Below are 12,719 nucleotides of genomic sequence, written 5' to 3'. Positions count from 1 at the left end.
CGCCGAGGGCGGGGCGGGCGCTGGCCGGGCCTTTGGGGCCCGGCCGGTCTAGGCTGAACCGTTGCGCTGTGGCGAAGGCGATGGCCTTCGCCAAGGAAGCCGGGTCGGCAGAGCGGCCCCCCTCTAATACGGCATCGGATGTTCCCGGTGCGCCTCGGCGATCTCCTCCTGCACCTCGGCCGACAGCACCAGCCCCACCGCGCCGAGGTCGGACTCCAGCTGCTCCAGGCTGGTCGCGCCGAGGATCGGGATGGTGGTGAAGGGGCGCGAGCGGCAGAAGGCCAACGCCATCCGGCAGGGGTCCAGCCCGTGCCGTGCGGCGATGCCCAGGTAGGCGGCGACTGCCGGGAACACCCGCGGCGTGATCCGGCCGCCCAGGTCGGGCGTGTGGCTGCGCCTTGTGCCCTCGGGCGTCACGTCGCCGGCGTATTTGCCCGACAGAAGCCCCGCCGCCAGCGGCGAGAAGGCCAAGAGCGGCATGTTCTCGGCCATCGACAGCTCGGCCCAGTCGGTGTCGAACTGGCGGCAGAGCAGGCTGTATTCGTTCTGCACCGTCGCCATCCGCGGCAGGCCCAGGCTGTCGGCCAGGTGCAGCCAGCGCGCCGCGCCCCAGACGGTCTCGTTCGACAGGCCGATGGCGCGGATCTTGCCCTCGTCGATCAGCGCCTTGGCGGTGGTCAGCACGTCCTCCATATGCGCGGTCTCGGCATCGCGGTCGAGGCCGTGCGGCGCATAGGCCCAGTTCTGGCGGAAGTGATAGCTGCCGCGGTTGGCCCAATGCAGCTGGTAGAGGTCGACGTAGTCGGTCCGCAACCGCCGCAGCGAGCCTTCCAGCGCCGCCCGCATCGCCCGGCCGGTGATCTTCTCGCCGGGGCGGATGATCTGGCCCTTGCCGGCGATCTTGGTGGCGATGACCAGCCGCGACCGGCCGCCGCGGTCGGCCAGCCAGCGGCCGATGATCTCTTCGGTGCGGCCCGCCGTCTCGGCCCGCACCGGGTTGGTGGGATACATCTCGGCGGTGTCCCAGAAGGTCAGCCCGCGCTCCAGCGCCAGGTCGGCCTGGGCATGGGCCTCGGCCTCGGGGGTGTGGCTGCCCCAGGTCATGGTGCCGAGGCAGAACTCCGGCACGGTCAGGCCCGAGCGGCCGAGCGGAATCATCTTCATGGCGCGTTCCTTTTGCGCCCCAGCCTATCCGCCCCGGCGCGGCGCACAAGCGGCCCGCTTGCGCCAGGTCAAGCCGCCGCCCCTTCGGCGTGTGGTAGACTGCTGCGGCACAAGCGACAGGAGAGATTCGGATGGAGATCCAGTTCCACGGCAAGACCGCCCTCGTCACCGGCGCGGGCTCGGGCATCGGCGAGGCCATCGCGCTGGACCTCGCGGCGGCAGGGGCGACAGTTGTCGTCGCCGACCTGAAGCAGGAGGTGGCGCAGAAGGTGGCGGACCGGATCGCCGCGCAGGGCGGCCGGGCGGCGGCGGTGTCGGGCGACGTGGCCGACCCCTCGGTGGTAGAGGCGCAGGTGGCCGCGGCGATGGCCCATGGCGGGCTGCACCTGATGGTGAACAACGCCGGCATCGGTGGCCCCTCGGCCCCGACCGGGGACTATCCGCTGGACGGCTGGAACCAGGTGATCGGCGTCAACCTGAACGCGGTGTTCTACGGCCTGCGCTTCGGCATCCCGGCGATGCTGCAATCGGGCGGCGGGTCCATCGTCAACATGGCCTCGATCCTCGGCTCGGTCGGCTTCGCGACGGCACCGGCCTATGTGGCGGCCAAGCACGCAGTGGTCGGGCTGACCAAGACCGCGGCGCAGGAATATGCCACCCAGGGCATCCGCATCAATGCGGTCGGCCCGGCCTTCATCGACACGCCGCTCCTGTCGGGCTTCGACGAGGCGGCGCGGGACTGGCTGATCGCCAAGCACCCGGTGGGACGGCTGGGCCGGGCGGCGGAGGTCTCGGCGCTGGTGCTGTTCCTGCTGTCGGAGCAGGCCAGCTTCATCACCGGCAGCTATCATCTGGTCGACGGCGGCTATACCGCGCTGTGAGGGAGAGAGGGGGCGCCGCCCCCTCGCCCGTTCCGGGCTCACCCCCGGGATATTTGTCTTCTGAAAGAGGATGCCCTCTTTCAGAACGGAAATATCCCCGCCGGAGGCACGATAAAAGACTTGTGGCCCAGCCGCGCGGTTTCCCGGTTCCGCAAGGCTCTGGCCCTTCCCCCCCGGGCGCGGTAAACCCGCGCCCGAACGGGACGAAAGGCGCTTTTCATGGCACGGATTCTGATCACCTCGGCCATTCCCTACATCAACGGGATCAAGCATCTGGGCAACCTGGTCGGCAGCCAGCTGCCGGCCGACCTGTTCGCCCGCTACATGCGCGGCCGCGGCCATGAAGTGATGTTCATCTGCGCCACCGACGAGCACGGCACCCCGGCCGAGCTGGCCGCCGCCAAGGCGGGCCAGCCGGTGGCGGAATATTGCGCCGAGATGCATCAGGTGCAGGCCGAGCTGGCCCGCGGCTTCCGGCTGTCCTTCGACCATTTCGGCCGCTCCTCCTCCACCCGCAACCACCGGCTGACCCAGCATTTCGCCGGGCGCCTGGACGAGGCCGGGCTGATCCGCGAAGTATCGGAAAAGCAGGTCTATTCGGTGGACGACGGCCGCTTCCTGCCCGACCGCTACATCGAGGGCACCTGCCCGAATTGCGGCTACGATTCCGCCCGCGGCGACCAGTGCGACAACTGCACCAAGCAGCTGGACCCGACCGACCTGATCAACCCGCGCTCCACCATCTCGGGCTCCACCAACCTGGAGGTGCGCGAGACCAAGCACCTTTACCTGCGGCAAAGCCTGATGCGGGAAAAGCTGCGGGAATGGATCACGTCGAAGACCGACTGGCCGGTGCTCACCACCTCCATCGCGCTGAAATGGCTGGACGACGGCGACGGCTTGCAGGACCGCGGCATCACCCGCGACCTGCACTGGGGCATCCCGGTGCAGAAGGGCGACCAGCCCTGGCCGGGGATGGAGGGCAAGGTCTTCTACGTCTGGTTCGACGCGCCGATCGAATACATCGCCTGCACCGCGGAATGGGCCGACGCCCATGGCAAGCCCGATGCGGAATGGGAACGCTGGTGGCGCACCGACAGGGGCGCGGCGGACGTGACCTATTACCAGTTCATGGGCAAGGACAACGTGCCCTTCCACACGCTGTCATTCCCGGTCACCATCCTCGGCTCGGGCGAGCCGTGGAAGCTGGTCGACTACCTGAAGTCGTTCAACTACCTGAATTACGATGGCGGCCAGTTCAGCACCTCGCGCGGGCGGGGGGTGTTCATGGACCAGGCGCTGTCGATCCTGCCGGCCGACTACTGGCGCTGGTGGCTGCTGTCCCATGCGCCGGAAAGCAGCGACAGCGAGTTCACCTGGGAGAATTTCCAGGTCTCGGTGAACAAGGACCTGGCGGATGTGCTGGGGAACCTGGTCAGCCGGGTGACGAAATTCGCCCGCTCGAAATTCGGCGAGACGGTGCCGGAAGGCGGCAGCTTCGGCCCGCAGGAAACCGCGCTGATCGCCGAGATCGGCGCGCGGATCCGCGACTACGAAGGCTTCATGGACGCGATGGAGATCCGCAAGGCGGCGGGCGAGCTGCGGGCGATCTGGGTCGCCGGCAACGAATACCTGCAGGCCGCCGCGCCCTGGACCGTGGTGAAGACCGATCCCGAGCAGGCGCAGGCGCAGATCCGCCTGGCGCTGAACCTGATCCGGCTTTACGCCGTGCTGTCGCGCCCCTTCATCCCCGACGCGGCCGAGGCGATGATGCAGGCCATGGGCTCGGACGACTGGAGCTGGCCCGGGGACGCCGCCGGGGCCTTGCGGGTGCTGCCGCCGGGACATGGATTCTCGGTCCCCGAGAACCTGTTCCGCAAGATCACCGACGAGGAACGGGCCGAATGGCAGACCCGCTTCGCCGGAAAGCGCGACTGATCGGAGGAGAATGGCGGGGTGAACTCCGTCCTACATCCGGCCCGTCCGGCGGCCGCGTAGCGTAGGGCGGGGTTCACCCACCGCTCCCACCCGGCAGGCCCGCCCCGCCGGGAAACGCGACTGGCTCCCGCACACCTCGCGCAAAGGTTGCAAAGCGGTCTTCGCGCATCGGGTTTTCCCAACCCCGCGGCAAGATGACAGGCAATTTCATTTGCCCGTTTCTCCGCGGTGTAGCAGTCTGATCCTGCATCCGGCCCAGAGGTCATTGAACCGGGTAAAGGGCCCTTGCGGGAACACTTTCTTGGGAGAATGAAATGAAGCGTATTCTTGCAGCCCTTGCGCTGAGTGCCGCCGTTATGTCCGCCGCCCCCGTTCTGGCGCAGGAGACCAAAGAACCCGACGCCGTGGCCCAGGCCGAGGCGAAAAGCACCCTGACCACCGCCAACGCGATGATCAACTACGGCCGCGCCCACAAGGACGCCCTGGCGATGATCGCCGGCGTGCAGATGATGGTCTCGGTCGCCGAAGGCACCACCATCGAGGCCGGCGGCACGCCGATGGACCTCGGCGCCATCCTCGACGAGGCGGTGGCGCTGGCCCCGGATGACGAGTTGATCAAGGCCAAGGCCGACGCGCTGCGCGACGACGCCGAAGCCAAGTCGCGCGGCGCCTGCTACTGGGAATACTGGTGCGACTGGTATGGCTACTGCGAATACTGGTATGTCTGCTACTGATCCCCTGCTCTGAAGGGACAGGCGGCCGGCCCGGCACCCCGGGCCGGCCGTTTCCGTTCCGGGCGAGTCGGCGGCGGCTTTCGCAGTTGCAACATCATTCCGGGTTGCAGGTGCAGAAAGCCCGTCCGGCGGGACATTATTCTGCCGATTCCAGAGAACACAGGACCATTCTCCTGCACACACGCATAAGTTTAGAAGACTCCGCTCCCCTGCCGGTGCTAGACTGCGGGCATTCGGCCCCCCGCTTTCGGCCCCAACGCTGCCCCGAAGGGAGAACGGAATGACCGAGATCCTGCGCCCGAAGCGCAACTACGCGCTTGCCGCCACCGTATTGTTCTTCGCCGCCTATGCCGCGATCATGGTGTTGATCCTGGCCCCGAAGGACACGTTCCAGGCCATTCCCGCCAGCATGGTCCAGCCCGCCGAGTGATGCGCCTCAGGGCGCCTCGCAAGCCTGCGGCACGAACCAGGGCCCGCGTGCGGGCACGGTGTTCAGCGCCACCCTGCAACCATAGGCCCGCTCCAAGAGGGCCGGGGTCAGCACCTCGGCCGGCGGGCCTTCGGCGGCCAGCCGCCCGTCGATCAGGAAGGCCAGCCGGTCGGCGAACATCGCCGACAGGTTCAGGTCGTGCATCACCGCCACCACGCCGCCACCGTCGTCGGCATAGGCCCGCGCCAGCCGCATCACCTGCAGCTGGTGGCCGAGGTCGAGGCTGGCCACCGGCTCGTCCAGGAACAGCCAGCGCGGGCCCTGTGGCCCCATCGGCTGCCAGACCTGCGCCAGCGCCCGGGCCAGGTGGCTGCGCTGGCGCTCGCCGCCGGACAGGGTCTGGAACGACCGCGCGGCATGGGCCTGCAGGCCCACGGCGGCAAGCGCTTGGTCGATCAGGTTCGGGTCGGCGGCGAAATCGCCGGCCTCCTGCCCCATGGCGACGATCTCGGCTACGGTGAAGGCGAAGGCGACCTGGGTGTCCTGCGGCAGCACCGCACGGATGCGGGCCATCTCGGCCGGGCGGGCCTTGCCCACGGCATGGCCGTTCAGCCGGATATGGCCCTGCGTCGGGATTTCACCCAGAGCCGCGCGGAGAAGCGTGCTTTTCCCCGCCCCGTTCGGGCCGCAGATCGCCAGCACCTCGCCGGGCCTTGCGGTCAGGGAAACCCCGTGCAGCACCTCGCGGCGGCCGAGGCTGGCGTGCAGGTCGGCGATTTCCAGCATCTCAGCCCCGCAGCGCGCCCTTCTGGCGCAGAAGGATCCACAGGAACACCGGCGAGCCGAACAGCGCGGTCAGGATGCCGATCGGCAGCTCGGCCGGGGCGACGATGGTGCGCGAGACCAGATCGGCCAGCACCAGCAGCCCCGCCCCCAGCAGCGCGGCATGGGGCAAGAGCCGCCGGTGGTCGGGCCCCATCGCCAGCCGCAGCAGGTGCGGCACCACGATGCCGATGAAGCCGATGCCGCCCGAGACCGCCACCGCCGCCCCGGTCGCCGCGGCGGCGCCGAAGATGGCCCGCCGCTTCACCCGCTGCACGTCCTGCCCCATGTGGACCGCCTGCGCCTCGCCCAAGGCCAGCGCGTTCAGCCCGCGGGCCAGGCCGGGGGCGATCAGCATGACGAGGCCGATCAGCGGCAGCGCGGCGGCCAGCTTGGCCCAGGTGGCACCAGCCAGCGATCCCATCGACCAGAAGGTCAGGTCGCGCAGCTGGCGGTCGTCGGCGAGATAGACCATCACCCCGGTCACCGCCCCCGCCAGCGCCGCCAGCGCGATCCCGGCCAGCAGCATGGTCGCCACATCCGTTCGCCCGCCCGCGGTGGCGGTGCGGTAGAGGATCAGCGTCGCCGCCCAGCCGCCCAGGAAAGCGGCGACCGGCACCAGGTGCATTCCGATGAGGTCGGACAGCCACAGCGGCAAGAGCCCGCCCAGAACGATGGCCATCACCGCCCCCAGCCCCGCGCCGGAACTGATGCCGACGATGCCGGGATCGGCCAGCGGGTTGCGGAACAGGCCCTGCAACAGGACGCCCGAGACGGCGAGCGCCGCCCCCACCGCCAGCCCCATCGCCAGCCGCGGCAGCCGGATGTCATACAGCACCACGGCGTCACGCTTCGACAGCCCCTCGCCGAACAGGGCTGACAGCAGGTCGCCGAAGCCCAGCCCCGCCGCGCCCGAGGTCAGCGACAGCGCCGAGGCGGCGATCACCAAGAGGACCAGCCCCGCGGTCAGCCCCCAGGGCACCGGCCGCAGGCCGGGCCGGGTCAGGTCTGGCGACAGGGCCACCATCGGCTCAGCCCCCGGTGCCGTAAAGCGCCTGATACAGCGCGTCCGCCGCCTCGGGGGTGCGGGGGCCGAAGCCCAGCATCAGCATCCCGTCCATGCGGATCACCTTTCCGGCCTTGCCCGCCAGCGTCTCGGCCAGCGCCGGATGGGACAGGACCTCGGCATCGGCCACGGCCAGGTCGCCCTCGCGGTCCATCGTCAGGATGGCGTCGGGGGCAGCGGCGATCACCGCCTCGTCCGTCATCGGCTTGTAGCCCTGGAAGCCGGTGGCGGCATTCACCCCGCCCGCCAGCCGGATGATGCCCTCGGCCTCGGTGCCCTCGCCGCCCGCCATCACCCTGCCGCCTTGCAGCGACAGGATGAAGAGGACACGCTTCGGCTCGGTCACCTCGGCGGCGCGGGCCTTGGCGGCCTCCAGCCCGGCGGAGACGGTAGCGGACAGCGCCTTGCCTTCCTCGACCTTGCCCAAGGCTTCGGCCACGGCGGCGATCTTGGCCGGAATGGCGTCCGGCCCGTTCGCCTCGGGCATCAGGGCGAAGGGGATGCCGGCGGATTTCAGCACCTCGACCGCCTCCGGCGGGCCGGCATCGCCTTCGGCGATGATCAGGTCCGGCGCCAGCGCCAGCACGTTCTCGGGCGAAAGCGCGCGGATATAGCCCACGTCGGGCAGCGCCTCGATCTCGGGCGGGTAATTGGAGGTGGTGTCGCGCGCGACCAGCCGGTCCTGCGCCCCGAGCGCCACCGCGATCTCGGTCACCGACCCGCCGAGCGAGATCACCCGCTGGCCGTCCTGCGCCAGCACCGGCGCGGCCAGCAGCGACAGGGCGAAGGCCCCGAGGGTCAGCCGGATCATGCCGTCACCTCTTCCAGCCGCGGCAGGGCGGCGGTCAGCGCGTTCCACGGCTCGGCCGGGGTGTCCTTGCGGTAGCCGAAGATCTGCAGGATCAGTTCGCCGTCCGCGGCGAAGCCCTCGATGCTGTAGACATCGCCGGTGCGGGTGGGCTTCCAGACCCGGTAGACCTCGGCCAGGCGGTCGGCGCGCAGGTGCAGGTTGAAGCGCGGGTCCATGACGTTGATCCAGGGACCCATCGGCACGATCTTCTCGACCTTGCCGCCGTGGATCTGGATGCAGCCGGCATTGCCGACGAAGATCATCACCGGGATGCCGCCTTCCGCCGCGCGTTCCAGCGTCAGCGTCACCGCCTGCGGGTCCAGCCGTTCGGCATAGGGCGCGCCGGCGACGCGATAGGCGCCGAGGCGGTTCATCCCCTGCTCCTTCACCAGGCCGAGGAACTGGTGGGTGTCGGTCATCGCGTCCCAGGCCCGGCGCAGCGCCGGGGCGCGGGCCGCATCGGCCTTGGCGGCTTCCACCGGCTTGCGCGCGGTCAGGTCCAGCGCCTGCGCCTGTTCGGGCAGCCGCATGTTGGCGATCAGGTCGCCCCAGAGCGCGTGGTTCGACTGCGGCTTCAGGTGGATCTTGTGGACGGCATCGCCCGCGGCGTCGAAGACCTGCAGGCTGCGCTTCGGCCCCTCTTCGCCGGGTTCCTCCACCGCGAAGGCATGGACCCAGTGCTTGCCGAAGACCCGAAGGTCGATCTCCGGCCCCAGCACCATCGCGGCGAAGGCGCCGGTGCGGTAGTCGAGGTATTCGCCGCGGCGTTCATGCACGCAATGCTCGTTGCGGGTCAGCGCCATCACGTCGCCCAGCTTGCCCGCCCAGGGCAGCAGCCGGTCGGGATCGGCGACGATGGCGGTGGCGCCATGGCCGACATGGGCGGCCACCAGATCGGCCTCGGAAATCCCCTGGACCATGGCGAAATCGCGGGCGCGGGCTTTGGTGTTCTCGGCGCGCAGCGCGCGGATCTGCTCGGGGCCGGGCTTGGCCATGATGGGTCCTTCCAGTCGTTGTTCGGGAACGCGCATCTCTGGCAACGGGCTGGGGCGCGGCTTTGCCAGACCTGCCGACGAGGGAGGCGGCAGATACTTGACAATTACAGTAGGCATTTCTAGAAGCCATGCCCTGACAGTTCAAGTCAGAATCTTCTGCCCGCCAGCTGCGTCCCGTGGCCCGGCCAGCCGGAAAACAGCAGAAAACCCGAGGGGAATCGACGCCGATGCACCGGCCTTCCGCCACCTGCCGGAGCCCGACGCCCGCCTGCCCGCCCGGGACACCGAAAAGTGACCGCATTTCTCCCGTTACCCGCCGGAATCTGCCCGGTGCGCCGGGGCCGGACTGCGGTAAAGGCCGGGCGGATGTCCGGTAAAGGCATGAGATGTTGAAGACGCTTCCGCTTATCCTGGCCGTTTCGATGGCCGCCCTTCCGGCCCTGGCGCAGGAGGGCGAGGCGCCCCCCGTCGTTGCCCCCGAGGCCCCGGCGCTGGACCAGCCCGGCAGCCCGGCCGAGACCGCCCCCGCCGCGCCCTCGGCCGATACCGCGCCCGAAGCCGCCGCACCGGAACAGCCCGCCGCCATCGGCGACGCGCCCGCGGCCCCGGCGACAGCGCCCGACGGGACTGGCGGGGCCGAGGCCCCGGATGCCGCGGCTCCGGCCGAAGACGCCGGCGCCGACGCGGCCGCGCCCGACGCGGCGGAGGCCGCCGCCAACCCCGCACCCCTTCCGCTGGCCGAGACGCCGGTGGAGACCGATCTCTCCTCGCTGGTGCTCAAGGCGCATCCGGTGGTGCAGGCGGTCATGGCGCTGCTGGCGGCCTCGGTCTTCGCGGTGCTGACGATCTTCCTGTTCAAGGCGGTGGAGTTCCAGCTGGCCTTCGGCCGGATGGCGCGCACCGCCCGCGCTATCGCCGCAGCCGAGGGCGTGCCCGCCGTGGCGGGCGACGGCCCGCTGGCCGAGACCGCCCGCGCCGCCGCCGCCGAACTGGCCGCCCTGCCCGAGCGGCTGACGCCCGACCTGCGCGCCTCGGCCCGCGAGCGGCTGGACCTGTCGCTGGAGCGGATCGAGGCCGGCGCGGTGCAGCGGCTGCGCGGCGGCACCGGGCTTCTGGCCTCGATCGGCGCCGTGGCCCCCTTCGTCGGCCTGTTCGGCACCGTCTTCGGCATCATGAACAGCTTCCTCGCCATCGCCGAGACCAAGACCACCAACCTGGCCGTGGTCGCCCCCGGCATCGCCGAGGCGCTGCTGGCCACCGGCATCGGCCTGGTCGCCGCCATTCCGGCGGTGCTGCTCTACAACCGCACCATGCGGCGGATCGCCGCCTTCCGCCATCGCCTCGCCGATGGCACGGCTGACGTGCTGCAACGGTTCAGCCGGGCGCTGGACGCCCGGATGGGGGGCTGAGATGGCGGTCAGGCTGGACGATGGCGACGACGAACTGAGCGAGATCAACGTCACGCCCTTCATCGACGTGATGCTGGTCCTCTTGATCGTGTTCATGGTGGCGGCGCCGCTGTCCACCGTCGACGTGGCGGTGAACCTGCCCGGCTCCTCCGCCCCGCCCGCCGACCGCCCGCAGGACCCGCTCTGGCTGACCTTCACCGCGGAGAAGGCGCTGCTCTTGGACGAAACGCCGCTGGACCGCACGGCGGTGGGCGCCGCGCTGGATGCGCGCACCGAAGGAAACCGCGAGACCCCGGTGTTCCTGCGCGCCGACCGCAGCGTGGACTACGGTGCGCTGATGGGCGTCCTCGATGCGCTTCGCAACGCCGGCTACCTGAAGGTGGCCCTTGTCGGACTGGAGGGTGCGCCATGACCCGATCCCCTGCCCGTTCCCGGACCCTCGGCTGGCTGATGGCCGGGGTGTCCTCGGCCGCGATCCTGTCGGGGGCCGCCGCGCTGGCGCTGGTGGCCGAGGCCCGCGAGGAACCGGCGCCGATGATGCTGGACCTGTCGATGATGCCCTCGACCGCGCCCAACGTCGCCGCGGTGGCCGAGGAGGCGCCGGAGGTTCTGGACGAGGTGACCCAGCAGTCCGAGCCGCCGGAGATGGAGCCGCCGCCCGAGCTGGAGACCGACACCCCGCCCGACCTGCCGGTGCAGACCGCGATGTCGCTGCCCGAGATCGACAAGCCGGTGGTCGCCGACCTGTCGCTGCCGCCCCCGCCGGAAGAGCCGGAGCCGGAGCCGGAGAAGAAGGTCGAGCAGGTGCAGAAACCGAAGCCGAAGCCCGAGAAGAAGCCGGAGCCGGAGAAGAAGAAGGAAAAGCCGAAGAAGAAGGTCGAGACCGCCGAGAAGGTGGAGAAGACCGAGAAGCCGAAGGAAGAGGCGCAGGCCGCCGCCAAGGCCGGCGCCGCGGGCGCCAAGGCCGGCAAGGCCAAGGGCGGGTCGAAGATGTCGCCGGCAGCCTATTCCAAGGCGGTGATGAAGAAGGTCCGCTCGACCAAGAAGAAGAAGGTCAAGGCCAAGGGCGTGGCCGTGGTGGCCTTCAGCGTCGGCAGGGACGGCAGCCTGGCCGGGGCGCGGATCGCCCGCAGCTCGGGCGACGCCGATCTGGACCGGGTGGCGGTGGAACACATCCACCGCGCCGCCCCCTTCCCGGTGCCGCCCGAGGGAGCGGAACGCAACTTCCAGATCGAATTCGCGGGCAGGTAGGCGCGGGACGCTCCCAGGCAGCTTTCGTTTTACCACTGTCGTCCCGGGCGAGGATAAGAACAGCCGCTTCTTTCCTTCCGAGGTGAGCGCGGAAAACCAGTATTGCACCGCCAAGCGATTGCCGCGCGCGGGTGCACCCGGAGACAGCGGCAGCCCGAGAACCCGAGAGGCCAGCGCCCGACCCGGCGGGCGAGAAGCGCCTGGCCCAAGGGCGGGGCGGGCGCTGGCCGGGCCTTGAGGGCCCGGCCGGGACAAGGGGAAGCGTTGCGCTGTGGCGAAGGCGATGGCCTTCGCCAAGGCAGACGTAGGGCGTTACTCCGCCGTCTCCACCACCGCGGCGGAGGGGGTGGGCAGCAGCTGCCCCGGGGCCAGCACCAGCATCATGGCGAAGAGATAGGCCAGGGCGAAGACCGCAAGCGCGGCGTAGCCCATGAAGCCCCGGTCGGGCTGTCGGAACAGTCGGTTCAAGCGGCACTCCTTTGCAACGGGCAGCGCCGCCGGGAGGAAGGGGGCCGGAGCAGTCCGGCCCGGGCCCTCGGCCTCCGGGCGACTCGTCGCTGGGTTAATCTAGCAAGATACTCGTGATTAATCATTCCAAAAATCCGCAGGCCCGGAGAATCTGGTTCTCCGCGGCCGCGGATTTCCTATCTGTTCCTGGTGTCCACCGGATAGGCGGTGGTGTATTTCATCCGCTCCATGGCGAAATGGCTGGTGACGTTCTTGATCGGCACCGCATCGGTCAGCCGCTTGTAAAGCCCGTCATAGGCCGTCATGTCCTGCACCGCGACGCGCAGCAGGTAGTCCATCTCGCCGGCCATCCGCCAGCATTCCATGATGCCGGGAATCGATTCCACCGCCGCCAGGAAGGTCTCGCGCCACTCCGGCGAATGGTCGGGCGCCTCGATGCCGACGAAGACGGTGAGGCCGAAGCCCAGCTTGGCCGGGTCGGCCAGCGCCACCCTTGCGGTCAGCACCCCCGTCGCCTCCAGCTTCTGGATGCGCTTCCAGCACGGGGTCTGCGACAGGCCCGCGCGGTCGGCGATGCGGGCCACCGGCTGGGTCGCATCCGCCATCAGTTCCGCCACGATCTTGCGGTCGATCAGGTCCAGATCGGTCATCGCACCCTTCCTTTCCGGGACAGCAGGTTCCTTCCCTTCAGGATGCAGAGAATGGATCAAA

14 protein-coding genes are annotated in these 12,719 nt (G+C 69.8%); 7 read left to right on the top strand and 7 right to left on the bottom strand.

Annotation, left to right across the window (positions count from 1 at the left end; all coding sequences use genetic code 11):
- Positions 1-123: 123 nt before the first annotated feature.
- Positions 124-1,164, bottom strand: coding sequence for an aldo/keto reductase (locus G5B31_RS12460; protein WP_165018145.1), 1,041 nt, complete (start codon positions 1,162-1,164; stop codon positions 124-126).
- Between the two features lie 131 nt (positions 1,165-1,295).
- On the opposite strand from G5B31_RS12460, the gene G5B31_RS12455 reads away from it, so the two are divergent.
- The 4 genes from G5B31_RS12455 to G5B31_RS12440 all read left to right on the top strand — a co-directional run bounded on the left by G5B31_RS12455 (position 1,296) and on the right by G5B31_RS12440 (position 5,147).
- Positions 1,296-2,045 carry an SDR family NAD(P)-dependent oxidoreductase gene (locus G5B31_RS12455; protein WP_165018143.1) on the top strand — a complete coding sequence of 250 codons (750 nt, stop codon included), beginning with the start codon at positions 1,296-1,298 and terminating at the stop codon, positions 2,043-2,045.
- 219 nt (positions 2,046-2,264) lie between these two features.
- A complete protein-coding gene (metG, locus tag G5B31_RS12450; protein ID WP_165018141.1) occupies positions 2,265-3,983 on the top strand; it encodes a methionine--tRNA ligase in 1,719 nt (572 codons plus the stop codon).
- Between the two features lie 314 nt (positions 3,984-4,297).
- Positions 4,298-4,717, top strand: coding sequence for a hypothetical protein (locus G5B31_RS12445; protein ID WP_165018139.1), 420 nt, complete (start codon positions 4,298-4,300; stop codon positions 4,715-4,717).
- Between the two features lie 280 nt (positions 4,718-4,997).
- Entirely contained in the window at positions 4,998-5,147 is a 150-nt protein-coding gene (locus G5B31_RS12440) for a hypothetical protein (RefSeq protein WP_165018137.1), read from the top strand.
- A gap of 6 nt (positions 5,148-5,153) precedes the next feature.
- Here G5B31_RS12440 and G5B31_RS12435 read toward each other — a convergent pair whose 3' ends face one another.
- The 4 genes from G5B31_RS12435 to G5B31_RS12420 are packed head-to-tail and all read right to left on the bottom strand — an operon-like array spanning position 5,154 to position 8,880.
- A complete protein-coding gene (locus G5B31_RS12435) occupies positions 5,154-5,933 on the bottom strand; it encodes a heme ABC transporter ATP-binding protein (protein ID WP_165018136.1) in 780 nt (259 codons plus the stop codon).
- Position 5,934: 1 nt separating this feature from the next.
- Entirely contained in the window at positions 5,935-6,996 is a 1,062-nt protein-coding gene (locus G5B31_RS12430; protein WP_165018134.1) for an iron ABC transporter permease, read from the bottom strand.
- A 4-nt stretch (positions 6,997-7,000) separates the two neighbouring features.
- Positions 7,001-7,846 (bottom strand): hemin ABC transporter substrate-binding protein, encoded by an 846-nt coding sequence (locus G5B31_RS12425; protein WP_165018132.1) that lies wholly within the window; start codon positions 7,844-7,846, stop codon positions 7,001-7,003.
- Complete coding sequence (locus G5B31_RS12420; RefSeq protein WP_165018131.1) at positions 7,843-8,880, bottom strand: hemin-degrading factor; 1,038 nt, start codon at positions 8,878-8,880, stop codon at positions 7,843-7,845. Before G5B31_RS12420 ends, G5B31_RS12425 begins: the two co-directional genes overlap by 4 nt.
- 422 nt (positions 8,881-9,302) lie before the next feature.
- Between G5B31_RS12420 and G5B31_RS21385 the strand changes: the two genes are divergently transcribed.
- From G5B31_RS21385 to G5B31_RS12405, 3 genes are read left to right on the top strand one after another with little or no spacing between them, the layout of a single operon-like run.
- Positions 9,303-10,289 (top strand): MotA/TolQ/ExbB proton channel family protein, encoded by a 987-nt coding sequence (locus G5B31_RS21385; protein ID WP_165018129.1) that lies wholly within the window; start codon positions 9,303-9,305, stop codon positions 10,287-10,289.
- A 1-nt stretch (position 10,290) separates the two neighbouring features.
- Positions 10,291-10,701, top strand: a complete 411-nt coding sequence (exbD, locus tag G5B31_RS12410) for a TonB system transport protein ExbD (RefSeq protein WP_165018127.1) — start codon at positions 10,291-10,293, stop codon at positions 10,699-10,701.
- Complete coding sequence (locus G5B31_RS12405) at positions 10,698-11,540, top strand: TonB family protein (protein WP_165018126.1); 843 nt, start codon at positions 10,698-10,700, stop codon at positions 11,538-11,540. Before exbD ends, G5B31_RS12405 begins: the two co-directional genes overlap by 4 nt.
- 312 nt (positions 11,541-11,852) lie before the next feature.
- Here G5B31_RS12405 and G5B31_RS12400 read toward each other — a convergent pair whose 3' ends face one another.
- Positions 11,853-12,008 carry a hypothetical protein gene (locus tag G5B31_RS12400; protein WP_165018124.1) on the bottom strand — a complete coding sequence of 52 codons (156 nt, stop codon included), beginning with the start codon at positions 12,006-12,008 and terminating at the stop codon, positions 11,853-11,855.
- 176 nt (positions 12,009-12,184) lie between these two features.
- Positions 12,185-12,658, bottom strand: coding sequence for an Lrp/AsnC family transcriptional regulator (locus tag G5B31_RS12395; RefSeq protein WP_165018123.1), 474 nt, complete (start codon positions 12,656-12,658; stop codon positions 12,185-12,187).
- Positions 12,659-12,719: the final 61 nt, after the last annotated feature.

Source organism: Rhodobacter sp. SGA-6-6 (assembly GCF_011043545.1).
Classification (GTDB): domain Bacteria; phylum Pseudomonadota; class Alphaproteobacteria; order Rhodobacterales; family Rhodobacteraceae; genus Pseudogemmobacter.
The sequence above is the reverse complement of the archived record's forward strand: the minus strand, read 5'-3'. Positions and strand labels throughout refer to the sequence as shown.